The sequence below is a fragment of the Burkholderia sp. PU8-34 genome, from assembly GCF_053427725.1.
The window spans coordinates 740,673-764,521 of record NZ_JBSAXC010000002.1 but is presented as its reverse complement, the minus strand read 5'-3'; the positions used below and the strand labels follow the sequence as shown (position 1 = coordinate 764,521).

Sequence of the window (23,849 nt, the reverse complement as noted above, 5' to 3'; positions counted from 1 at the left end):
CCCCCGCCGTACGGCACGCTGCGCCTGTGTGTGATTACTCGACCACCAGCCCGTCGATATGAAGCGTACCGATCAGCACGCTGACCCGGTCGCCGCGCTTGATCGGCTCTCCCTTGTTGGAAAACACCATCCAGTATTCCTGGCCCGCCTCCAGCTGACCCGACTGCCGCAGTGCGCCGATCTGGTCCATCACCGGAACCGTGAGCACCGCGTGGCTCGCGTCCCCGTACAGGTACGCGGTCGCCTTGCTGTCGGCGAGCGGCCGGGCCCTCTGCGGATCGGTCACGCGGTAGCTGAAGCGAATCAGGTTGCCCGACGCGGTGCTGCGCACGTGCAGGTCACGGATGCCTTTCGCGAATTGGTAATACGCCTTCGCCTGTCGCGGCAGGCTCACGGGCGAGTACGGCGAGTGCACGCGAGCGGCCGGCGTGCCCTGCCCGGCCGCGGCCGGCTGAGGCCGGACCGCGGCGAGGCAGGCGCCGCCCGCGAGCAGCAGCGCCGCTGCCGTGCGGACGGTCGACCGCTTCATGGCTGGCTCCAAAGCGCGAGCGGATCGATCAGCGGGGTGGCGGTCATGCCGCCCGAGCTGGTCGACATGAACTCGACCGCGCCGACGTCGTATCCGCTGCCCGAGGTTTTCGCCTGGGTCTGCGCGCCTTGTTGAACCTGCGGCCTCGGCGTGCCGAAGATGTCGTGATCCGGCGCACCGGTTGCCGTGGCCTTGCCGATCGCAGGCGACGTGCTCTTGATCGCGTAGTTGCCCATCACCACGTTGTAGCCCGTCTTGCCCGCGGTGAGCGCCGCGTTGAACAGCGACAGCGGCCCGTACGACATGTTGATCCACTGGTTGCCTTCATCGGGCGTCGCCGTCGGCATCAGGCCGAACAGCGGGTTCGGCAACACCGCGTCGGCAATCCCGGGCGGCACGGCAAAGCCGTTTCCGCCGGCTTCCGGCGGCACGCGCGAGCCGTTGCAGTACTGGCCCACCGTCTGCGGATTCGCCGAGAAGTTGGTCGCGCCGTAGCCTGACGTGCTGCTCATGATCGAATACTGCGGGTTCATCGTCAGTCCCGATTCGTGAGTGGTGGACGAAAGGTCGCCGTACGCGCCGATATCCCAATACATCGGCGAAGTCGCGGAAGTCGTGCCACCCGTCACGCAGGCGCCGTTCGTCAGCCCCTTCTGGTTCAGCACCGGGTTCAACGTGACCGCGTTCTGCACGCCGGGGATGTTCGGGTTCGGGTTCGCGCTCACCGTGATGTAGAACGAGCGGTTCTGCCAGAACACGTTGTTGGTCAGCACCGGGTTCGAGAACTGCATGCAGTTCGGCTCGTTCGCGGGACACGTGACCTTCCCCGTGAAGTTCGCGGGCGGGATGAACGCCGTGATCAGGTTCTGCGTGTGGCTTGCCGTCTCCAGCCCGGCCGGCTGCGGCGTCGACGTCTCGATGTAGCTCGTGCACGTCGAATCCGCGCTGTTCGGGCTGCTCGTGCATCCCGGCGGCGGCACGTTCGATTGCGACGCAGCCGGCGTATTGAACAGCACCCCGGCCGACGCCGTCGAATCGTTCGCGATCACCGTGTTGTTGACGAAGTTCACGCGCACCGCATCCTGCAGCGATACGCCGCCGCCCGACCAGCCGGCCACGTTGTCCGCGATGATGTTGTTGGTCACGTTCACCTGGTACCACTTGTCCGGGTTGGCGAGGTTGCGCTGCACGTCGGTGCCGTTGATGCTCTGCAGCCGCAGGCCGCCGCCCTTGCCGCTTTCCGCGGTGTTGCCCATGATCAGGTTGCCGTCGATCACGAGACCCGGGCCGACGCCGTCGGAAAGCTGCGGCGCGCAATCGACGTCGACGGTGGAGTTCTCGCAGAACGTGCCGTCGGGCGGCACGCCCTGCGCGATGATGCCGCCGCCGTAGGTCGGGAGCGTCGGGTTGTTGCTCTGGTTGAACAACACCACGTTGTGCGAGATGTCGCCGTTGTAGCTGAACCCGAAGTGCGACACGCCGCCGCCGTCACCGCTGCTGATGTTTCCGCATACCCAGTTGTAGTTGAAGCGGTAGTTGTCGGACCCGGAGCAGAAGGTCACGCCGCCTGCCGCCGATGGCGTGGTCGAATTGATTTCGTCGCCATACGACGCGTTCGACGTGACCGCGTTGTGATGCACGTTGACATTCGTGTTGTAGTTGAATGCCAGCTGCGTCACGCCGTCCGTCGGCGAGATCGTCCCGTCCGGAACCTCGACCTGACCGATCGTGATGCCTCCCGTGAGCGTGCCTGCGTTGCTCGTCACGCGGTTGTTGGATACCTCCGTGAAGTGGTTCCAGCCGTGCAGGAAGATACCGCCGCCGCCTTGCGAGCTGTTGGTGAACGTGATCCCGTCGATGCGCGACGGATTGCACAGGAAGTTGCTGTAGTTCGGGTTGTTCGGATCCGTCGTGCAATCGCTCACCGTGAGCGGCGTGCAGATGCCGTTCGCGGTGCAGTTCGTGCTCGGCTGCACACCCTTGGCCAGCACCGTGATGCCCGCGCCCTCGTACGCACCCATCAGCGACGGCTCCATCAGCAGTTCGCCCAGGTTGCCGTTGAGGTTCTGGTCCCAACCGACGGTCGGCTCGAACGGTATCGCGTCCGCGTGGCTCTGCATCTGCGACGTGCACTGGTAGGCGTTCGTCGGATCGTACGGGTTGTTGGTCGGCGAGATCGGCTTCGTCGGGTCGTAGGCCGTGATCAGGCCGCCGTCCAGCGACACGCCGAACAGGCAGTCGACCAGCCTGCGCCACGGATCCAGCTTGCCCGACGGATGCGTGTTCGCGTTGACGATCACCGACGGTGCGCCGACGCCTTGCAGCCGGACCGGCTTCCACATCACCAGCATCTCGTTGTACGTACCCGGCCCCACGACGATCATGTCGCCGGCGCTCGCGCTGTTGATCGCTTTCTGGATCGCGTCGTTCGTGCCGTTCTCTCCGCTGACGAGGGTCGGCGCCTTGCCGCCGACCGTGACGGTCACCGTGTCGATCGACCGCTTGCCGCTGTCGGTCGAGATCACGAGCTCGCCGCACTGGGTCGGCACCGTGCCGGCCGGCAGCGTGCCCTGCAGCGCAGGCATCTGCGGGATCGTGCAGGTCGATGCCGACGTCTTCGTTGCCCCGGGCGGATTGCTCAGGTCAGGCACGCTGACGACGATCTTCGAATCGCTCCACGACTGCACCGGTGCATTGACGCCGGCAATGGTGACCCGTCCCTTGCCCTGGCTCGCTCCGAAGCCATAGTGGCGCGTAATGAACTTCTGGTTGAACGGCGCGCTCGTCTGGCTCGGTCCCGTGTAGGCGTTGTTCGGCACCTGCTGGTCGCCCAGCGCGTTGATCGTCAGGTTGTGATGAGGCGCCATGACCCACGGGCCCGCGAACGTATCGCCGGTCACGCTCGAGATCGCGGGCGTCGCGTCCGGATACGCGCAGTCGGGCTGGTTGTAGCCGTCGGCGAACGCCTGCACCGGCACCACCGGCGTGTCCATGTATTGCGTCTGTCCAGGCATGAACGGAATCTCGTAGCAGAACTGGCTGTATGCCGGGTTGTACAGCGGATCGGCCATCGTCTTGCCGGGATTCTTCGGATCCGGAATCGGACCCGGATCGTTCATGCACGCGACCATCATCGTCGGCGCATAGCCGGTCGGGTTCGGAGGATTCACTTCCCAGGTCGAGAACGTCAGCCCGTTGTAGATGCCCCATTGATCCGAGTAGGTGCGCGAGATTTCATTGCCGGAGAAATCCTTGAACGAAACCGGCACGTTCGGCACCGCGAACTTCTCGCCGAACTGCGGCGAATACGGGTCGAACTCCGACGAGAAGTCGTCGAGCATGAAGCCCGTGTAGTGCGCGCTGACGTGCGTCGAGCTGAAGATCCAGAACTTCGCGAGCACCGACTCCTCGTTCGTGAGCGCCACTTCCTTGCGATCGCACAGATGCCGCGACGCGCCCGCGAACGGTGCGACTTCCTTCGAGCCCGGGAACAGGCTGATGTAGTCGGGCACGATCCGCAGCTCGCCGACGCACGGCCAGAACCGCTCGACGCTGCCGGTGTCGCCTTCGGCATGCGGCGTCGAACCGAGGTCCGTGGTCATGTTCTGCGCGTTGTTCGGGTTGTAGCTCGAGTTCACCGCCGCCTGGTCGGGAAGAATGTAGACGTTGCCGATCCCGCCGAACTGCTGCGTCACCGGCGCGATGTAGTTGTCGCCGATCAGGATGTTCTTGTCTTCCTCCTTCACCAGTTCGTAGCCCGGCGGCACGATGATCTCGACCACGTACTTGCCGGGAGGCAGCATCGGCGTGCCGTCGACGGGATTCGTCCCGAGCGTCCCGACGCAGATCTTGCAGTTCGTCCCCGTCGCGGTCGGCTTGCCGTTCGCGTCCACCGCGGTCACGCTCGGGAACTTGTACGCTCCGTCATACGGTGCCGGCTGGATCTGATTGAACACGTGCATGCCGTCATAGCACTTGTACTGGCCGTTACCGCTGCCGCCGCTCGCGGTTTTGCCGCTCGAGGGCATTTGACGTTGCAGCGGATCGAGCCAGTAGGTGGTGTTCTGCAGCGTGTAGAAGAACGGGTCGCTCGGATCCTGTCCCGGGCAATTCATGTTCGGCGTCTTGCCGTCGGCGCGGAAGCCCTGCGCCCAGCTGTCCCAGCTCGACGTCTTGGTCGTGTCGACGAGCGTCAGGTTCGTGGTGCCGTCCGCAGCCGTACCCTCCTGGTACAGGTTCACCGTGACGTTCGGCACGTCGGGCGTCCACTTCGTGTGGATGAGCAGTGTCGGATCGTCGAACGGCCGCGTCGACGCGTAGATCACCTCGCCGCGAATCCCGCCGTTCTCATTCTTCGCAAACTGCCTCTTGCCGTACTCGATGAACGAGTTCTGGCCGGAGAAGCCTTGCCACGCCTCCGACGTCACCCACGGCGGATCGACCCGGCCCGTCGAACCAGTGCCGGTGTTCTTGCAGTCCGCGTCCGCGCAGTACCGGGCACCCGGCACCTGCAGGTTCGGCGGCAGGGAGAAGTTCTCGGCCGTGTTCGCGAGGTTCGCGGCAATCGTCGACGTCCGGGCGCCCTTCACCGTGGTGTTGTCGACCGCGCCACCCGCGTCATAGACCACGTGTGTGCCTGTCGGCGCGTAGCGCGTCATGTCGTCGTCGACCACGTACCAGTTGAACAGCGGAAACACTTCGTTGAACGGCGCGATGCCGTTGGCGTCCGTCACGTTGAAGTTCGAGAAGCTGCCGTCGCGGAACCGCATATTGACCGAGGCCAGTGCGATGGGGGCGTCGTTCGTGCCGCCGTCCCAGACGCCGGTTTGGTTCTTGTCAATGAAGGTCCGCGTATAGAGGTTCGTCTGCCACTGAAGCACGGGAATCTCGCCAAGGTCGACCGTCGTATTCCCTTTGGCATCAGGAAGCGCCACCGCCTTTGCAAGCCCGTCGACGATCTGGTCGTTCCATTGGTCGAAGATCGTGATGCGCGTCGTGCCGTTGGGCAGGCCGCTGAGCGTGAACTTGCCCTGGGCGTCGCATTTCGTGAAGCCGTAATCCTCGCCGTCCGGGTCGCCGACGCTCACGTAGCACTGCGAGAAGGCCAGTGAATCGTGCGTCCCGCTGCTGTACAGGTTTTCGTTCGGCGGACGGCTGTAGTGCAGGTTCGTGACGGTGCCCGTGATCGTGTTCGGGCACGGGCCCGTGTCACATATCCCCGACTTCGCCGCGTTCGTCCTCCGCGCATTGATGATCTGCGGATTCGCGAAGCCGATCGACACGTGATAGCCCGCCGGGCCGAACTCCTGGAAGTACGCGGGCCCGCCGACCTTGATGAACGCGTCATGCGCCTTCTGTCCGTCGAGCGTATTGGTCTGCAGCCATTCCTCCCCTCGGCCGATCCGGTCGGCCGCCGGCGTCGCAATCACGCCGTAGCGGCCCGGCATCAGGTTTGCAATCACGGCCTGACCGACGAGCGGCGACAGCGTCTTGCCGTCCGATTCGTATTTCGGGCAGGTCGGGATCATGCCGACCAGGCCGTCGGTCGCCGCCGTGATCGGGCACGCGTTGAGCCCGGTGAGCGGGTCGACGGTGCCCTGCAGCGAATTCGACAGCGGCATGTTGAACATGTCGTAGGTCATCTGCCCGGTCGGGTCGCCCGTGCCGCCGGCGTCGTCCCAGAGCTTGATCTCGAACCCGCCGAGGCCCGGCTCACGCGCCGTGCCGAAGCCGTCGGTCCCGCCGCTGACGTCCACTTCGCCGTTGAGCGGTGCATCGTCCTCGAACACGAACACCGAGAGCTTGGCCGTCGGATACGGCGTTTCAGTCAGCAGCACGTTGAGTTGCCCTGCTTGTCCCGCCGCGGTCTGTCCTGCCTTCGCGGCCGCGATCTGCGCGGGCGCGATCGTCGCGCCACCCATGCTGTGCCCGCACTTGCCGGTTCCCGCTGCAAAATCCGCGCCGCTCGGGCCCGACTTGCAGTCCTGCGCGATGCTGAATTGCCTCGTGCCGTTGTACGGCGCGCCGCCACCGTTCGAGAACGTGTTGCCGGCGTCGCCAGGCAGGATCGAGATGTAGTAATGCTTGGTCGGATCGAGCGCCACGTACTTCGGATCGACCTGCACCTGTTTCGTGGGGTCCGTGCCGGTAGTGCGGCACACGCCGTTGCCGACGTCGCACACGGCCGCCTTGTGCGTGTTGGACGCCGGGTCGTACACGGTCTGTCCGGATTCGCAGGCGACCACGCCAACGCAGCCCGCGGCCACCACCGGCATGTAGCTCGTATGGAAATTCGTGCCGAGGCTCGGGACCGGCAGCGGCGGGCAGTATGACGGCCGCACCGTCGTATTCGTCGAATTCACCTGGCAGGCCGGATCGATCTGCATCGTGCGGTCTTCTTCGATGATCCAGCGATAGTCGGTGAGCTTGACATTCTTGTTGGGCGACACTGCATCCGGCGCCATGCTCGGCGCATCCATCACGTTGACGACGAGCCCGCTGCCGGGATTGAAGGTCACGGTCACGGTGCCGGGCTTGGTCGGATCGCTCGTCTGGTTTTGCGTATTGGTGACTGTGTACTGGAACGTCACCGTCTGCGGAGTCGGATTGGTGCTGGCCAGTTGCGGATTCGTTGGCGCCGCGGTAAACGATCCGTCCGGATTCAGCGTCACGGTACCGTTCTTGGCACTCGACGCAACGAGCTTCGCGTTGAGCGGCAGTCCTGCCGGATCGTTCGCGCTGGCGAGCACGCCGGGCGCGCCGACCTGCATCTGGAATGCGTTGTTGCTCGTGAAGCCGGCGTTACCCGCCGTTGGCGTCGACAGGCATTTGTTGCTCGTCGTGCAAGGGGTCAGTGTCACCGTCGCGCTTGCTGCGGACATACCACCGTTCGTCGACTGATAGGTAAAGCTGTCGTTGGTTGCACTAGTCGAAAGATAGGTGAACGTGCCGTCATTGTTCAGCGTGAACGTTGTGCCGACGACTGCGTTGGCAGGCGGGGTCACGAGCTTCACACCATATACGCCGGAGTCGTTTGCGATCACGCCCTTGGCCGGGTCCGACACGGTCAGGGTCGTGCCCGGCACGAACATGTAGTTCGCGCCCACGGCAGTCGGCGTTTCGCCGATGCCCGCGGTCGCCGCCGGCAGCGCGTTGTTGACCGCGATGTAGCCTTGCATGCCGCCGTCGCGCTGATTGTTGGTCGACAGGCTCAGCTGCCGGTCGTACACGGGCAATGCCCCGGCGGCCGGCGCGTTCACCAGCACGTCGTAGGTCTTGCCGGCGGCCATGAACACGGAGTTCTGGATGCGCGGGTTGCCGGGCAGCGCATTGCCGTCCTCGGCGATGAGCGAGAACCCGGGCACGGCCGGATTGCCCGTTTGCGCGCCGACCACAGCGGGAATGTGCATGCGCAGGCCAGCGTTCACGAGGCGCACGAGGATCTGTCCCGTCAACGGCGACACAGTCGCGCTCGGCGGGAAGGCCGACGCATTCGGGGCCGTGCGATCGAAGGCGACGCCGTTGATCAGGTAATAGCGCGGATCGTAGTTCACCGCCGGCGGATAGCAGGTACCGAACGAGGTGGACGCCGAATTGCCACATCCGCCGGGCTGGCCCGACCACGCTGCGGTTTCGCTGAAGCCCGGCTTCGCGACGGCCGCGGCGACCGCCGCGTTCTGCACGGGATCGATCTCGCTCATCAGCATCGGCACATCGGCGTCATAGCAGCTCGCCGCATTCGGATAGGCCTGCTTCGTCGAGGTGCAGGTCGAAGCTAGGACGCTCGGGCTCGTCACGACCAGCACGCCGTAAAGGCCCATCGGCCCCTGGATCGACGGGTGCGTGCCCGACTCGAGCAGATAGGTGCCGGGCTTGAGGTTCGGCCACGTGAGCATCGTGTACGCCGTCGGATCGGTCGACGGCGCGACTTCGGTCCCGAACGACTGGATGCGCGGCCCTTGCGGGGGCGGCGTAAATGCCGCGGGCGGCGCCGTATACGGCGTCGGGGCGGCCGTGGAAGACGAGACAATCGGCCAGGTCGTTGCGGTCTGCGTCGGATGCGGCGGACTCGGCATGGTCGTTGGCGCGTTGCCCAACCCGCCACCCAGCTGCCCGACGATGACGAGCGAAGTCGGCACCGGCGTCGGCAGGTTGTTCGTCAGGTTGATCTGAAGCTGCCCGGCCGGCACGGTAATCACCACCGGCGACCAGTTCGCGCCAGCGGCCGGATTCGCCGGCACACAGGTGGCATTCGCGGCAGCCACCTTCGCGACGGTGGGCGGCGTGCACGTGTAGCCCCACATCGGCACGGACTGCCCGTCCGGCAACAGCGCCGTGGAAGCCTTCGCCGTCAGATTGACAACCGCTTGAGCGAAACAGGCCTCGCCGGCCGTCAGCAACATGGATGCCGCGACCCCTGCCTTGAACAGGCCGAACAGCGTCGCTGTGAGCTTGGTGGATCTCATCGCCTTTCTCCCCACCCCTAATTGGATTCGTCGATCGGAAATACCGGTGGATCGACGAGCATCATCATCATCATTCCGCCCGGGAAGATGTTGTTCGTCGTGATCTCGCGTTCGTTATGCGAGTGCCACATGAATGCAAAGCCCGCTTCCGTTGCTGCCGGGTTCAGTTGCGTGCCGCTGGGTGGCGTCGTTCCCGTCGGGGACGTTGCGCGCATGGTCGCGTCCGGTCCGAGATAAGGGCTGCCGCCGTACCAGAAACCGTTCGTCAGGATGTTCGAGTCCGGCAGCGTGACCGGCCCGCCGCTGGCAACCTGGCCGAACGGCGCCTTCTCGAGCGCCTTGCCGTGGTCCTGGCACCACTCGTAGTAGTTCGGCGCGCTGCGCGGAGCCCCGGAAGCTGTCGTGTAGTAGCCGTTAGCGTCCGGGATGCATACGCTGCCGTCCCCCGGGTAGTGCCCGTAGACGTCCCAGTTCAGGCCCTTGCCGGTCCAGTAGAAGATCCCGTCCATCGTGAGGCCCGGTGTCGTGGTCGTCGTGAACAGCAGCGGGCCGGCCGGCAATTGCGGCTTCGTCGGGTTGTTCGGGTCGACCGGGCTCAGCAGCAGGTTGCCGTCGCGCGCGAGCACACGCACGTGGTTGCCGTGCTCGTGGAACGGGTGCTGCCAGCGGCCCGTGCCGATGATCCGCAACAGCACCAGTTCGCCCGGATGCATGTGCGGGTTGCCGTTGTACGGCTGGTGCGGGTACTGCTGCGCGTAGTTCGGATCCATGTCGTCCGGCATCGAGCGGCCGTTGACCATGAAATACGCCGGGTGATAAGGCTCCGTCTCGACGGTCATGCAGCCGTTCGGCTTCGTGCACGTCGTGTTCGCCGCGACCTGCTGCTCCGCCTGCTGATGGATGCGCGGATCCATTTCGGAGAACTGAAACAGATACTCACGATCGTAGCAGGCCGCGCTGTTGTCGAAGGCCGCCGGTGCGTTGCGGAAATCGTGCTGGCCGAAGGGGCGGCCCGAATCAGGGAACGCCATGCAGCCTGCCGTGTTGGCCGACGTGTTCGGCAGCACGATGATCGCGCCGTAAAGCCCCATCTCGATCTGCAGGTCGCCCTGCGTGCCGCTGTAGTACGTATGCGTGCCGGGCGTCGACGCGACGAACGAGTAAGTGACCGTCTTGCCGTTCGGTACCTCCTGCGTCAGCAGACCGGTCGTGCTGTTACTGTCCGGCGTGCATGTCTTGCCATCCGGACTCAACGTCCCGGCGCACACGTTGAACCCCGGAAACAGGATCGACGTGTTGCCGGCCGCTACCGGAAGATTATTGGTGAGCGTCACGGTGATGATGTCGCCCTGCCTGACGATCAGCGTCGGACCGGGGATCTGCATCGTCGGACAGGTCGCGCCGGCGATCGTCGACGGCGAGAAGACGGGCGGCGTCAAGCTGTTCGCCGCGCAACCGTAGCCCCACGAATAGACGCTCGAACCATCGGGCTGCGTGATGCGCGCCTCCTGGACGGTCAGGTTGAAGACCTTGCCGGTGATGCCCGGCGCTGCGGCTTGTGCATGCAGCGACAGCAGCGCGGCAAGCGCCGCGACGCCGACGCGTGCTAGCTGTCGAAGGTGCGCGAGTGTCGCGGCCCACGCGCGGTGAGTGATGTGTCCCACGGCTTTTCTCCTCAGTGCAGGACTTCCCGGTCAGGCCCGCCCACTGAAGCAGGCGGGCCTTGATCATCAAGGATTGCAAATCTTCGTGCTCGGATCCACCGAACCGCAGATGTGGACTTCGGTCATCAATCCCCCGAAGTTCTCCTGATCGTTCGACAGGTGATCGAGGTTCGGCGTGTACAGGTAGAAAATCTGGCCCGAGCGGTACTTCGTCGTATCGCTCGCATCGAGAATCAGGTCGAGTGATTCCCCGCCGCCGAGCGTGATCGAGTTCGTGTCGTAAGCCATGTTGTTGCCGGCCATGTCACGCAGCATGCGGGCATTGATCGCGATCACGTGCATCGGGATGCCGAGCGACGCGAGCGTCTGGTATTCGGTGACGTCGAGATCCGAGATCCGCAATAGCGCCCTGCCGCCGGCCGGGATGTTGATCAGCGTCGGCAGCGGCTGCGAAGGATGCATCACGCCATCCGACGACGGCGTCTGGATCGAGCCTGTTTGGCCCGGAGGCACCGTGTTCACCGTGTCCGGATAGCTGCGGCCGTTCAACATGAAGAACTTGTCCTTCATGTCGGTGAACGGCTCCGGATTGAACGTCATGCCGACGAAGTGGAAGTTCGGATCGAAGCCGTGTATCTGGACCGGATATTCGACGTCGTACGCAGTCGAGCCGTCGCCGTCGTTGTACGCGTAAAGCGGCAGCTGCGGCTTCGGAGCCGTCGGGGCCACGGTGATGTTGCCGTTGGGCATTCGCATGAGCCCGGTGTCCTTCGGAGGCAGCGGCGTCGAGCACAGAATGTCGTTGCCGCAGCGGGTCCGCAGGTCGGCCTGCTGCGTGACCAGCGACTGGTATATCGACTGGCCCTGGGGCACGCGGTCCTGGCGCGGCCGCACAAAGAGCTGGCCGACCATGCCCATCTGCAGGTGCTCCGGCGGCGTGATGTGGCAGTGAAAGAAATAGGTGCCCGCATCCGGCGCGAGGTAGTAGTAAGTGAAGCTCGCGCCGATGTTGATCGCGACCGACGCATCCGGCACGCCGTCATAGAACGACGACGCGTTCGGATAGCCATGGAAGTGCACCGTGTGCTTCTCGAACAGGTCCGGGCGCATGATCATCCCGACGTTCGTGAGCGTGAGGAAGAACTCGTCGTCTTCGTCGATTGCCATCAGCGGCGCCGGCTCATTGCCGTTCATCACGCCGATATCCATGATCTGACGCGGATCGACGTGACCGTCCAGCGCACCGCCGGCATCCGGATCGGGCGCGAGGCCCACCGCGCCGTTGTAGGTCGAATCCGTTCTGGGATCGCCGACGGTGTTGAATACCGATGCGAGTTCCGTGCCGGGCAGGCCGGCCTTGATGTCCGCGAGCCCGGACAACGGTCCGAAAGCGAACAGGTAGGTCTGCACGCCATTGGCCATCGTCGCGTAACCGTCGCCGCCCGAGATCTGCTGGCACTTGATCGCGCCATTCGGGCCATTCGGGTTGGGATAGGCGGGCTCGCCGACTCCGGGCGCCAGCGCCGTCGGATGGGACGGCGTGGTGAACGGGCATTGGACGCGAAACGATTGTGCGAACGACGGCGCGGCGGACAACAGGAGCAGCAGTGCCGCCACACTGCTGCAACACATGCGGGTACTGAACATATGACCTCCATCCTTGGGGTCAACCAGCGATACGCGCTGGACGCCATGCTCTGCTGCGAACGCGGGCCGACGACGTCTTCGCATTGACCCGTATCTGGATTTTGCAGATCCGCGCGAGAGGCCGGGATGGGTCACCCCCCTACTTTTGCGTGGGGGGAGGCCTAGCGCAGTGGGGGGCGTTTTGCTCCGCTCGGCGGTGCGTGCCGGGTTGTCGCGAGCGGGCGGCAGCGAGTCGGTCTTTCGTCACGCCAAGATGGGCGCGTCACTCGGGCCCGAATGCACCGCGGTTGGAGAGCAGACGCGCGAACAACGCGGGAGAGCAGCAGCGAGTCGGTCTTTCGTCACACCAGGACGGGCGCGTCACGCGGGTTCGAATGGGCTGCGCTTGCGGAGCGGACGCGCGAACGTCGCGGGTGAGCAGATTCGAAAGCGAACTGTCAGAAAAGGTTGCAGACGGAGGTTGGATGACTGATGTGCTGCGCGACGATTCACGCGCCGATGTCGTCCGTATCCCATTCGATCCTGTCGAAGATCGCCTGCAGCTTCGCTCCGCGCGGCTCGTTGAGCTTCCTCGAGCATGAGGGCTGAAAGGCGGAGCGATGAGCCAACGTGCCGGGTGCAGCGAGAGCTGTCTTGCGCAACGCGCAATCCAGGCTCTTGCGACGCATCGGGGAGTCGATTTCATCCACGGGGTAACCCCGTAGTCCGGGAACATCAGTTGCCTGTTCCAGGGGTGTGCTTGACCCACCGCCCCGCGACGGCACTGTAGCGGCCGCGCTGCGGCGGTGTCAATCGCGGCCGGGTGTGCACGGGCGAAAGCGTTGCTTTCCGGTGCACCTCCAACAGTGGCGGTGACGCCCTTCCCTGCACAAGGTGCCTGATCTGTCTCTGTCGGATCCGGCATGCGTGGCGCATGCCTTTCGTCGACGCAGGATCCGTGCGATTCCGGGATGGTCCAGATTGCGATTGAATCGCTCTCTCAGGATAAGTTTTCTTATCATAACGATGTTATTTTCATTCAAAACTCAAACATCGAAAAACGCGTCTGCACCGACGCGATCGGTGACACTTGGATTTGGTCACGAAGACCAAGTGCACATGCATCAGGAAGACGCAATGCCGCCCGCGCCGGGTGTCTTGACATGTGCTTATAGACCACGAGTACGATGTCCGAATGCAACGTCTCCAGGCCTTCAAGTTCGAACTGATGCCAACTGGCGAGCAGCAGCGCGATATGCGCCGCTTCGCCGGATCGTGCCGGTTCGTCTACAACAAGGCGCTGGCGTTGCAGAAGGAGAATTACGACGCGGGCGGCACGTTCATCGGCTACGTGGCGATGGCAAAGCACCTGACTGCGTGGCGTAATGGGTCGGAGACGCCGTGGCTCAAAGATTCGCCCGTTCACCCGTTGCAGCACGCGCTCAAGGACCTGGAGCGGGCCTACAAGAATTTTTTCGGCAAGCGTGCAGCATTCCCGCGCTTCAAGAAGAAGGGCAAGAGCGACCGCTTCCGCTACCCCGACCCGAAGCAGATCAAGCTGGATCAGGGTAACAGCCGAATCTTTCTGCCCAAACTCGGTTGGCTGCGCTACCGCAATAGCCGGGACGTATTGGGTGAGTTACGCAATGCCACGGTATCCCGGAGTGCCGGGAAGTGGTTCGTCTCGATCCAGACACAACGCGAGGTCGATCCGCCCGTGCCGCAAGCCGCCCGCGCGGTTGGCATCGATGTGGGCGTAGCTCGCTTCGCAACGTTGAGCGACGGCACGTTCCTCGCACCGCTCAATAGCTTCAAGCGGCACGCAGGTCGGTTGCGCCGTGCGCAACGGGCCATGAGCCGCAAGGTGAAATTCAGCAGCAACTGGAAGAAGGCGAAAGCCCGCATCCAGCGCATCCATTCCCGCATCGGTAACGCCCGCCGCGATTACCTGCACAAGGCCACGACCACGATCAGCAATAACCACGCGATGGTGTGTATCGAGGATTTGCAGGTGCGGAACATGTCCAGATCAGCAGCGGGCAACACCGAGAATCCTGGTAAGAACGTTCGGGCCAAGTCCGGCCTGAACAAATCCATCCTCGATCAGGGCTGGTTCGAGTTCCGTCGCCAACTGGACTACAAGCTGGCATGGAACGGCGGCTGGCTGATTGTGGTGCCGCCCGCGAACACGAGCCGGACGTGTCCGGCGTGCGGTTGCGTGAGCGCGGAGAACCGGCTTACGCAGGCGCAGTTCGCCTGTATCGAATGCGGTTTCGAGGAAAACGCCGATGTGGTCGGCGCGATCAATGTTTTGGCGCGGGGACACCGCGTTGCAGCCTGTGGAGAGCCGGCGCAGTCGGGCCGCTCTGTGAAGCAGGAACCCGCTGAGGCGATCTGAAGCAAGCGTCATCGCTTTAGGAGCGGTAGGAATCCGCTGCCTTCCGGCAGGGGAGGATGTCAACATGATCGTCGATCCCGCCACCCAGGTCGTCGCCGCGGTCCAGGGCCTGTGCTTCGGCGGCGGCTTCGAGCTGGCGCTGCGTGCGGACGTGATCTTTGCGGCCGAATCGGCGACATTCTGGCATCCTGAACAGACGCTCGGGATCGTCACCGTCCTCGGCGGCATCTATCGCGTCGCCGAGCGCGCGGGGCGTGCGCGCGCGTCCGAGTGGGCGCTGACGTCGGAAAAGGTGCCGACCGCAACGATGGAGCGCTTCGGCATCGTGAACCGCGTCGTCGCCGATGCGGACCTGCTGACCGAAGCATCCGCTTTCGCGCGCAAGGCCGCATCCGGGCCCACGCGCGCGTATGCCGCACACAAGGCGCTGTTGCGGGCATCGGCAGTCGGCGGCGTCGCAGCGGCGGTCGTCGCGCTGTTCGAGCGCGACGAACACCTGAAGCGCTAGGTGACGATCGAGCGTCGCGCGCAGCGTTTGGTCCAGTTCCGTCGGTTTACATGTGGAACGCGCATGCGTTGCCACGACCTGGTGGCCTTCAGGCCTCCTTACCCTGCCTGCCCGCCTCGTCCGCGGCGCGTATCGCGCGGCGCAGGCGCTCGATGCCGACATCGCGCAGGCCGAGGCGCTCGAGCGTCGCGACCGTCGCGTCGAAATACGCGCGCGACGTGCCCAGCGGCCCGCACCCGGTGCGGATCAGATGCGCGACGCGCTCGGGCGGCCAGCCGGCGAGGTAGCGGTCGTGCGTGCGGTTGACGACGAAGGTCAGCGCCCGGATCTTCTCGCCGCCGGCCGTCGCCGCGATCCATCGCGGGTCGTACGAGCCGGCCAGCATCTCGCGCCGCCACAGCAGCCGCAATTCGGCTTCGGCCTTCGCCGCGTCGATCCGGTACAGCACGCCGTTGCACGCGCCGCCGCGGTCGAGCGCGAGCATCGCGCCGGGCTGCTCGGGCGTGCCGCGCCCGATGACGAGCCGCAGGCAGAAGCGCCGGTGCCAGCCGTCGACGCGCGCCACGCGCCGGTCGGCCGCGTCGAGTGCCGGGTTCCACATCAGCGATCCGTAACCGAACACGTACAGGTCGCGGTCGCGATCGTGACGATCGAGCGTCGCGCGCAGCGTCTGGTCCAGTTCCGCGTCGCTGCGCACCGTCACGCCGGCCGGCGGATTCGCACGCAGCGCGTGCAGCAGCGTGCCCTTCGCAAGATGCTCGCGGGTCACTGCGTAGGTCGGAGTGGGGTCGTCAGCGTGGATCGGATCGTCGGACATGGGAAAAAGGTGGACACACGTCGATGTGGCACGACGACTGTAAGCCGCGATGCCGGTTCGGGGAAGCCGGCCGCATGCAACGCTGCGTTGTCGCAATTGAAATGCTCCCGGCGTTCGCGCACGAATTCTCGATGACGGAGACGGGCCGGGATCGCGCCCCGCTTCTGCGGCGCTGCTGCGCAATTCCACGTTGACAATATGCATATGCATAGATAACTTTCCATCACATGAAGCCCGTGATCCGGGAATCGAATGCAACGGCGACACGCATTGCGCAGCGTGCGCCGTTCGTCATCGTCTGTCCGCGCAAATGTCTACGCGATCGAGGAATGCATCATGAGTACACGTGAAGTCGTCATCTGCCACCCCGTCCGGACGCCGATCGGCACGTTCAACGGATCCCTGAAGGACACGCCCGCGACCGAGCTCGGTTCGATCGCCGTGCGCGAGACCCTGCGGCGCAGCGGCCTCGACGGCACGACGGTCGATACGGTCGTGATGGGCAACGTCATTCAGGCCGGCAACAAGATGAACCCCGCACGGCAGGCGTCGATCGGTGCCGGCGTCCCGGTGCAGGTGCCCGCGCTGACGGTCAACCGCGTCTGCGGCTCCGGCGCGCAGGCCATCGTCAATGCCGCGCAGGAGATCCTGCTCGGCTACGCGAACGCGGCAGTCGCCGGCGGCATGGAAAGCATGGAACGTGCGCCCTACTTGCTCGGTGGCGCCCGCTGGGGCTACCGGATGGGCGATGCGCAGATCGTCGACAGCATGCTGCGCGACGGCCTCGTCGATGCGTTTTCCGACCAGCATTCGGGCTGGCATACCGAGGATCTCGCCAGCCAGCTCGATATTTCGCGCGACCGCCAGGACCGCTGGGCACTCCGCTCGCAACAGCGTTTCTCCGCCGCGCTCGCGGCCGGCAAGTTCGACGCCGAGCTCGTACCGGTCGAGCTTCTGCAGCGCAAGGCGCGCGTCGCGTTTGCGCGCGACGAGACGCCCCGCCCCGATACGACGCTCGACACGCTCGCGAAACTGAAGCCCGCCTTTCGCCCCGATGGCACGATCACGGCGGGCAATGCGCCGGGTCTGAACAGCGGCGCAGCGGCGATGCTGGTTGCGGATCGCGCGTTCGCCGACGCGCACGGCATCGCGGCGAGCGCGCGGCTGGTTGCGTTCGGCGTCGCCGCCGTCGAACCGGGCATGTTCGGGCTCGGTCCCGTCCCGGCGGTGAAGATCGCGCTCGATCGTGCCGGCTGGACATTGGGCGACGTCGAGCGTTTCGAGATCAACGAAGCGTTCGCGGTCGTGCCGATCGCGGTCGCGGGCCAGCTTGGCATCGCCGAGGAGATCGTCAACGTCGAAGGCGGCGCAATCGCGCACGGCCATCCGATCGGTGCGACGGGCGCGGTGCTGACGACTCGCCTGATTCATTCGATGCAGCGCGACGGCATCAAGCGCGGCGTCGCGACGCTGTGCATCGGCGGCGGCCAGGGCATCGCACTCGCGATCGAAGTGCTCTGAGCCTGACGTGCAGCCTGCGCCGGCATTCCTCCGTTTCCCTGATTGACGCACAAGGCCGCGGCCCGATCCGGGCGCGGCCTTGCCACGTGTTGGCCGTAGTCGGGCATTCGGACGACGGGCACGACGGGCGAACCCGATCGGCGGCCCGTCGCACGGTCGCCCGCCCCGGCGCATCGTTCAGTGCGCGGCCGCCGCCGCGTCGCTCGCGCCGCCGGCCTTGCCCGGCTTGGTGATCCAGATGAGCGGGATGATGACGATCATCACGATCGCCGCGCCGTAGAACACGTCGTTCAGCCCCAGCATCGCGGCCTGCGTCTGCACGACATGGTCGAACAGCGCATACGACGACCCCTGGCCGAGACCCAGCACCGAATGGTAGGCATCCATCTGCGCATTGAACATCGGGTTGGTCGGGCTCGACTGCTGGGTCAGGATTTCATGGTGCATGATCGTCCGGTTGTTCCACACGACGCCCGCGAGCGACGTGCCGATGCCGCCGAAGAACATGCGTCCGAAGGTGGACAGGCCTGCAGCGGCCGGCACCTTTTCTGGCGGCTGCCCGGACAGGATGATCACGGTCAGCGGCGCGAAGAACAGTGCCATCGGAATACCCTGCAGCAACGTGGGCAGGATGATGTACCCCTCGCTGATGTCCGTGTAGAAGAACGAGCGCATGTAATAGACGATCGCGAAGCCGATGAACGCGAACGTGCCGATGACGCGCGCGTCCGAGCGCGGCAGGAGCTTGCCCATGATCGGTGCGCCGATCACCGCGAAGATGCCGAGCGGCGCCGTCGCGAGCCCGGAATCGACCGCCCGGTAGCCGAGGTACTCCTGCATCCACTGCGGCAGCAAAACGAGCGTGCCGAAGAAGATCCCGTACGCGATGGCAATCGAAATCGTGCCCCCGAGGAAATTGCGCTGCTTGAAGAGTGTCAGGTCGACGATCGGATTCTTGTCGGTCAGCTCCCAGATCACGAACAGCACGAGCCCCACGGCCGCGACGATGGTCAGGATGACGATCGTGTTCGACGAGAACCAGTCGAGGTCCTTGCCCTTGTCGAGCATCACCTGCAGCGAGGCCACCCAGACGATCAACAGGGTCAGCCCGACGTAATCGATCGGCAGCTTGCGGGTCGGCGTGTCGCGCTTGCGATAGAGGATCCAGACCATCGCCGCCGCGAACAGCCCGACCGGGATGTTGATATAGAAGATCCACGACCACGCATAGCTGTCCGTCACCCAGCCGCCGAGCGACGGCCCGACGATGGGCCCGGTCACCACGATCATCGAGAACAGCGACAAGGCCAGCGAGGATTTCGCCTTCGGCCACGAGCTGAGCAGCAGCGCTTGCGACATCGGGATCAGCGGCCCGGCCACGGCGCCTTGCAGCACGCGCGCGAACAGCAGGATCGGCAGCGACGGCGCGATACCGCACAGCCACGATGCCAGCACGAACAGCAGGATAGAACCGACGAACAGGCGCACCTGGCCCAGTCGCTGGGTCAGCCAGCCGGTCAGCGGGATTGCGACCGAGTTGGCCGCGGCAAACACGGTAATGACCCAGGTGCCCTCGTCGACCGATACGCCGAGGTTTCCCGAGATGGTCGGAATCGCGACGTTGGCGATCGATGAATCGAGCACGGTCATGAAACCCGCGAGGCCCACGCTCAACGAGCCCAGCGCGAGTGTCGCGCCGGTGAGCGGAGGAGGATTCGAATGGTTGTCGGTCATGGTGATAATCCGGTTACGGTAGGTCGGGCGAGATGAGCGCGCGGTGATTCGCGCGCCGGCTCGCCGGGCGATGGGCGGTCATTCGTTTTCGGCGATGATGTGTGCGATCGCGGCGTCGGCCTTGTCGCCGTAACTCGCGAATACGTCGGTCTTGTAGGTCGACGGCGGATCCGTGTCGACGCGCGCGCCGGCGCGATCCTTCACGTCGACATCCACGTTCATCGACAGCCCCACGCGCAACGGATGCTTCTCCAGCTCCGCGGGCGGGATCTCGATCCGCACCGGCAAGCGCTGCACCACCTTGATCCAGTTGCCCGTCGCGTTCTGCGCCGGCAGCAGCGCCAGCGCCGATCCGGTGCCCGGCGTGAAGCCCGCGATCCTGCCGTGGTAGACGACCGACGAGCCGTACACGTCGGCGATCAGTTCGACCGGCTGTCCGATCCGGATCTGACGGAGCTGCCACTCCTTGAAGTTCGCATCGACCCAGACCTGGTTCAGCGGCACGACCGACATCAGCGCCGCGCCGGGCGACACGCGCTGCCCGACCTGAACCGAGCGCTGCGCGATGTATCCGGTAACCGGCGCCGGCAGTGTCGTGCGCGAATACGCGAGGTACGCGTCGCGAACGTGCGCGGCGCTCGCCAGCACGTCCGGATGCTTGTCGACGGACGTATTGGACGTCAGCGCCCGATTGGCGCCGAGTTGCTGCTTCGCGCCGTCGAGCGCAGCCTGTGCCGATTTGACGGCGTCCCGCGCGTGCGAGATCTCCTCGTCCGACACGGCGCCCGTCATGCCGGTGGACAGGCGCCGACGCAGGTCGTCTTGCGCCTTCGCCAGATCGGACTGCCGCTGCGCGATATCGGCCCGGTACTTGTCGTCGTCGACATACAGCCCGTGGACGCGGCGGACGGTCTGGCCAAGATTCGCCTCGGCCTGCTGCAGTGCGATCTTCGCGTCGGCGGGATCGATCTGCACGAGCGGCTCGCCCGCCTTGACGATCTGCGTGTTGTCCGCATCGACCCCGATCACCGTGCCCGATATCTGCGGCGTGATCTGAACGACGTTGCCGTTCACGTACGCATCGTCCGTATCCACGTGGTAACGGGCATCGAGGAAGTAGTAGGCGCCGTATGCGGCGCTTGCGATCGCAAGCGAAGCGGCGAGCAGCGCAATCAGGGTCTTGCGTTTTCCGGGGTTCTTGGTCGGCTCGTCGGCCGGCTCGGATTGGGGGGTAGTCATCGATAGCTCCAACAAGGTTTGAACAAGGGTTTGAATCGCGCCGTCCGGCATTCGCGCCGGGCGGCCGATTGGATCGTTCAGTGACTGGGTGCGCCGTCGGACAGCGCGGCAACAGGCGCAGAAACAGGCGCAGGAATCGGCGTCTCGGCAGTCGCCGCGAGGCCGGCGCGCGACGCATCGAATCCGCCGCCGAGCGCCTTGATCAGCCCGATCTGCAGGTTGCGGCGTCCCATCTCGAGGTTGACGACGGCCGTCTCGGCCGCGAGCCGGTTGTCGTCCGCGTTCAGCACCTGCAGTTGCTGGTTCAGCCCTGCCTGGTAGCGGACGACGGCCAGCTGGTACGCACTGGTCTGCGCATCCAGTGCCTGCCGCGCATCGACGAGCTGGCGATCGGTCGAGCGGATCTGCGTGACCTGCGTGGCGACGTCGGACAGTGCGCCGATCAGCGTCTGGTTGTACGTGGCGACGTCGTAATCGAAGTCTGCGTAGCGGCCCTTCAACTGTGCGCGCAATGCGCCGGCGTCGAAGATCGGGAGATGAATCGCCGGCGCCGCGGAAAGCTGCCGGCTGCCGGCCGTCAGGAGCCGCCCCCAGCCGAACGCGTCCAGCCCGGCCGCGAGCGACAGATTGACGTCGGGATAGAACTCGGCCTTTGCTTCCTTCACGTCGTGAAGGGCCGCGTCCACCTGCCAGTACGCGGCGACGATGTCCGGCCGGCGCGACAGCAGGTCGGCGGGCAGGTTGTCGGGAAGCGCGACGCTGTCGCCCTCCCGCAGCGACGGATTGGCGATCTGCAGGCCACGGTCCGGCCCCGCGCCGAGCAGCGCGCCCAACTGGTAGCGCACCGTCTTGATCTGTCCGTCGAGATCGCTGACGCTCGAGCGGCTCGTCGCGGTTTCGCCGTTGGCGGTCTGCCGTTCGACATTGCTGTCCAGCCCAGCATGAACGCGGCCGTCCGTGATGTGCGCGATGTTCTCGCGATTGCTGACTTCCCGGACCTGGATATCGCGCAGCGCATAGAGTTGCGCCAGGTGGTTGTACGTGCTCGCCACCGATGCGGCGAGCGAAATGCGCACCTCCTCGGCTTCCGCGTCGGCCACCTTTTGGTCGGAGATGGCCTGACGCAGCCGCTCGCGGTTCTTGCCCCACAGGTCAAGGTCCCACGACACGCTCGCGAGCAGGCTGTTCTCGCTCTGCCACGAGCCGCCGTACGGCGGCGGCACGATGCCGTTGGCGGTGTAGCGCTGGCGCGTCCACGTGTAGCTGCCGTTTGCATTCGGATAAAGCGCGGAATTGGCGGTGCCGACATACGACGATGCCTTCTCGATCCGGGCGCGTGCCTGATCGATCGTCGGATTGCCGCGCAACGCCTCGTCGATCAGCGCAGACAGTTGCGGATCGCCGAACTGCGCGGCCCAGTTCATCGCCGGCCACTGTCCGCCCTCGGCGGGCAAGCTCTGCGTCGTCTCGAACTTTGCCGGGGCTGCGATCTGCTTGTCGCTCTTGATGCCGGCGTAGTTCACACATCCGGCCAGGCTCAACGCCAGCACCGCCGCGGCTATCAATCCCTTCCGTGCGCCGGGTTGCGGTTGACGGAGCGGGTGGATCCTCATCGTTTCCATGTCCTTTTATCCATTGGGTTATCAAGGGTTCGCACGATCATTTAGTGCATATGCACACGTTAGCCAGCGGGTGTTCGGGCATCAATGCGCAGGACTGCATGAATCTGTTGCCTGGTTGACTAACTGTCGGACACGTCGCCCGTCATGCGAAACAACTCGCTTCGCAAATGAGCGGCCTGCTCCCGCCCGAACTTGCGTTCGAAGCTGGCTTGGGCGGACGCCCAATGAACGGCTGCTTCGTCGAGCTTCGTCGCCCCGTGCGTGGTCAGCACGACCCGCAGCCGCCGCTGGTTCTTTCCTTCTGCAGGAGCAGCCACGAGGCCGCGCCGAAGCAGCGGCTTGAGGACGCGCACGAGCGTCGTCCTGTCCATCACCATCGCCCTGGCCAGTTCGACCATGGTCAGGCTCGACCAGCGGCCGAGCGTGCTGAGGATGCTGAACTGCGTGGGTGTGATGCCGACGGCGGACAAGTGATGCTCGTAAAGCTTCGAAATGTGCCGGGAAGCCTGACGGAGCGCGAAACAGTCGTCGTTCAGGAGGTCAGTTGAGTGCATGCGCACAGAGTAGTGCCCGGCTCGCCGATCAACGATGGCGGCCGGGTTATCAGATTATTGTCGCTTTGCGCAGTAATCGCGCGCGGAATGCGGGTTGAATGCGGGTTGAATGCGGCTTAGCGGGTTTTCGACTTGTCGAAGAAGTCGACCGCGTGGTCGATGAAGGCGCGCACCTTGGCCGGCAGCAGCGTGCGGTTGCTGTAGGCGAGCTGAAGCTCGATGCTGTCGTCGACCAGCGGGAAATCGGCGAGCAGCCGCAGCAGCGCGCCGGACGCCAGGTCCTTTTCGACCAGCGCCAGCGGCGTGATGCCGATGCCCAGCCCCTGCAGCACCATCTCGCGGTTGAACGCGGGGCTGTTGGACGACACGCCGAAGCGCAGCGCAACAGCGAGTTCCTGCCCGTCGATCCGGAAGCGGAGGTCGGGACGGCGGATCGACGGCGACAGCGGCACGAAATGGTGCTCGGCCAGATCCGACGGATGCGCGGGGGTCGATGTGGTCTTCAGGTAATCGGGCGTCGCAACGATGACCACCGGAATCCGGTCGAGCACCCGGATGACGGTCGTCTCGCTCACCAGCATGAACGGCACGACGATCCCCAGGTCGTATCCTTCACCGACCAGGTCGACCGGCCGTTCCGTCAGCGTCACGTCCAGCGTGACCAACGGATGGGCGCGTTTGAATCCCGCAATCAGCGGGACGAGCCGCTGTATCGTCGCGGTCGCATGCGCGACCAGGCGCAATACGCCGCGGGCCTCCCGCGTCTGGTTCGCGACCTCCGCCTCGACCGTATCGACCTCTTCGAGAATGCGCACGCAGCTTTCGTAGAACCGCTCCGCGGCTTCCGTGAGCGATATCCGGCGAGTCGTCCGGTTCAAAAGCCGGCATCCCATCCGCTGCTCGAGCGCCGCGATCGTGCGCGACACGGCCGGTGGCGCCATGCCGTGCACATCCGCCGCACGGCTGAAGCTCTTCAATTCGACCACCGTCCGGAAAATGCGCATGCTTTCGATGTAATCCATGGTCACATATCCAGGGCGAGGAAAAATCAGACTGGGAGGCGCGATGCAAAGGACGGGCCTGCGGTATCCGCCGCGAATCCGGCGGCGACCGGGCACGCGGCGTTCGAACAGGCCGCATTTCAGTCTATACCAACGACTATTTGGCGAATG

Annotated in this window: 14 protein-coding genes; 3 read left to right on the top strand and 11 right to left on the bottom strand. The window is 65.0% G+C overall.

Annotation, left to right across the window (positions count from 1 at the left end; all coding sequences use genetic code 11):
- Positions 1-34: 34 nt before the first annotated feature.
- From ACV22Z_RS08140 to ACV22Z_RS08120, 5 genes are all read right to left on the bottom strand, one after another.
- Complete coding sequence (locus ACV22Z_RS08140) at positions 35-529, bottom strand: hypothetical protein (RefSeq protein ID WP_448075792.1); 495 nt, start codon at positions 527-529, stop codon at positions 35-37.
- Entirely contained in the window at positions 526-8,994 is an 8,469-nt protein-coding gene (locus tag ACV22Z_RS08135; RefSeq protein WP_448075791.1) for a choice-of-anchor Q domain-containing protein, read from the bottom strand. Before ACV22Z_RS08135 ends, ACV22Z_RS08140 begins: the two co-directional genes overlap by 4 nt.
- A 17-nt stretch (positions 8,995-9,011) precedes the next feature.
- Positions 9,012-10,658 (bottom strand): multicopper oxidase domain-containing protein, encoded by a 1,647-nt coding sequence (locus ACV22Z_RS08130; RefSeq protein WP_448075790.1) that lies wholly within the window; start codon positions 10,656-10,658, stop codon positions 9,012-9,014.
- Between the two features lie 66 nt (positions 10,659-10,724).
- The gene (locus tag ACV22Z_RS08125) at positions 10,725-12,305 is read right to left on the bottom strand and encodes a multicopper oxidase domain-containing protein (RefSeq protein ID WP_448075789.1); all 1,581 of its coding nucleotides are present in this window, start codon (positions 12,303-12,305) and stop codon (positions 10,725-10,727) included.
- Positions 12,306-12,793: 488 nt separating this feature from the next.
- Positions 12,794-12,994: a hypothetical protein gene (locus ACV22Z_RS08120; RefSeq protein ID WP_448075788.1), complete on the bottom strand. Its 201-nt coding sequence runs from the start codon at positions 12,992-12,994 to the stop codon at positions 12,794-12,796.
- Positions 12,995-13,479: 485 nt separating this feature from the next.
- On the opposite strand from ACV22Z_RS08120, the gene ACV22Z_RS08115 reads away from it, so the two are divergent.
- Positions 13,480-14,682: an RNA-guided endonuclease InsQ/TnpB family protein gene (locus ACV22Z_RS08115; protein ID WP_448075787.1), complete on the top strand. Its 1,203-nt coding sequence runs from the start codon at positions 13,480-13,482 to the stop codon at positions 14,680-14,682.
- Positions 14,683-14,746: 64 nt separating this feature from the next.
- Complete coding sequence (locus ACV22Z_RS08110) at positions 14,747-15,190, top strand: enoyl-CoA hydratase/isomerase family protein (RefSeq protein WP_448075786.1); 444 nt, start codon at positions 14,747-14,749, stop codon at positions 15,188-15,190.
- Between the two features lie 88 nt (positions 15,191-15,278).
- On the opposite strand, the gene ACV22Z_RS08105 is transcribed toward ACV22Z_RS08110, so the two are convergent.
- A complete protein-coding gene (locus ACV22Z_RS08105) occupies positions 15,279-16,007 on the bottom strand; it encodes a gamma-glutamylcyclotransferase (protein WP_448075785.1) in 729 nt (242 codons plus the stop codon).
- A gap of 336 nt (positions 16,008-16,343) precedes the next feature.
- On the opposite strand from ACV22Z_RS08105, the gene ACV22Z_RS08100 reads away from it, so the two are divergent.
- Positions 16,344-17,528: a thiolase family protein gene (locus ACV22Z_RS08100; protein WP_448075784.1), complete on the top strand. Its 1,185-nt coding sequence runs from the start codon at positions 16,344-16,346 to the stop codon at positions 17,526-17,528.
- A 177-nt stretch (positions 17,529-17,705) separates the two neighbouring features.
- On the opposite strand, the gene ACV22Z_RS08095 is transcribed toward ACV22Z_RS08100, so the two are convergent.
- The 5 genes from ACV22Z_RS08095 to ACV22Z_RS08075 all read right to left on the bottom strand — a co-directional run bounded on the left by ACV22Z_RS08095 (position 17,706) and on the right by ACV22Z_RS08075 (position 23,699).
- A complete protein-coding gene (locus ACV22Z_RS08095) occupies positions 17,706-19,262 on the bottom strand; it encodes a DHA2 family efflux MFS transporter permease subunit (RefSeq protein ID WP_448075783.1) in 1,557 nt (518 codons plus the stop codon).
- 78 nt (positions 19,263-19,340) lie between these two features.
- Positions 19,341-20,501: an HlyD family efflux transporter periplasmic adaptor subunit gene (locus tag ACV22Z_RS08090; RefSeq protein ID WP_448075782.1), complete on the bottom strand. Its 1,161-nt coding sequence runs from the start codon at positions 20,499-20,501 to the stop codon at positions 19,341-19,343.
- 77 nt (positions 20,502-20,578) lie between these two features.
- A complete protein-coding gene (locus tag ACV22Z_RS08085; RefSeq protein ID WP_448075838.1) occupies positions 20,579-22,114 on the bottom strand; it encodes an efflux transporter outer membrane subunit in 1,536 nt (511 codons plus the stop codon).
- Positions 22,115-22,242: 128 nt separating this feature from the next.
- Positions 22,243-22,677, bottom strand: coding sequence for a MarR family winged helix-turn-helix transcriptional regulator (locus ACV22Z_RS08080; RefSeq protein WP_448075781.1), 435 nt, complete (start codon positions 22,675-22,677; stop codon positions 22,243-22,245).
- Between the two features lie 116 nt (positions 22,678-22,793).
- Positions 22,794-23,699, bottom strand: a complete 906-nt coding sequence (locus tag ACV22Z_RS08075; RefSeq protein WP_448075837.1) for a LysR family transcriptional regulator — start codon at positions 23,697-23,699, stop codon at positions 22,794-22,796.
- Positions 23,700-23,849 lie beyond the last annotated feature (150 nt).

Coding starts and splice junctions, on each gene's coding strand:
- ACV22Z_RS08140 (WP_448075792.1), bottom strand. CDS start 529: ATGAAGCGGTCGACCGTCCGCACGGCAGCGGCGCTGCTGCTCGCGGGC.
- ACV22Z_RS08135 (WP_448075791.1), bottom strand. CDS start 8,994: ATGAGATCCACCAAGCTCACAGCGACGCTGTTCGGCCTGTTCAAGGCA.
- ACV22Z_RS08125 (WP_448075789.1), bottom strand. CDS start 12,305: ATGTTCAGTACCCGCATGTGTTGCAGCAGTGTGGCGGCACTGCTGCTC.
- ACV22Z_RS08115 (WP_448075787.1), top strand. CDS start 13,480: ATGCAACGTCTCCAGGCCTTCAAGTTCGAACTGATGCCAACTGGCGAG.
- ACV22Z_RS08110 (WP_448075786.1), top strand. CDS start 14,747: ATGATCGTCGATCCCGCCACCCAGGTCGTCGCCGCGGTCCAGGGCCTG.
- ACV22Z_RS08105 (WP_448075785.1), bottom strand. CDS start 16,007: ATGTCCGACGATCCGATCCACGCTGACGACCCCACTCCGACCTACGCA.
- ACV22Z_RS08100 (WP_448075784.1), top strand. CDS start 16,344: ATGAGTACACGTGAAGTCGTCATCTGCCACCCCGTCCGGACGCCGATC.
- ACV22Z_RS08095 (WP_448075783.1), bottom strand. CDS start 19,262: ATGACCGACAACCATTCGAATCCTCCTCCGCTCACCGGCGCGACACTC.
- ACV22Z_RS08090 (WP_448075782.1), bottom strand. CDS start 20,501: ATGACTACCCCCCAATCCGAGCCGGCCGACGAGCCGACCAAGAACCCC.
- ACV22Z_RS08085 (WP_448075838.1), bottom strand. CDS start 22,114: ATGAGGATCCACCCGCTCCGTCAACCGCAACCCGGCGCACGGAAGGGA.
- ACV22Z_RS08080 (WP_448075781.1), bottom strand. CDS start 22,677: ATGCACTCAACTGACCTCCTGAACGACGACTGTTTCGCGCTCCGTCAG.
- ACV22Z_RS08075 (WP_448075837.1), bottom strand. CDS start 23,699: ATGGATTACATCGAAAGCATGCGCATTTTCCGGACGGTGGTCGAATTG.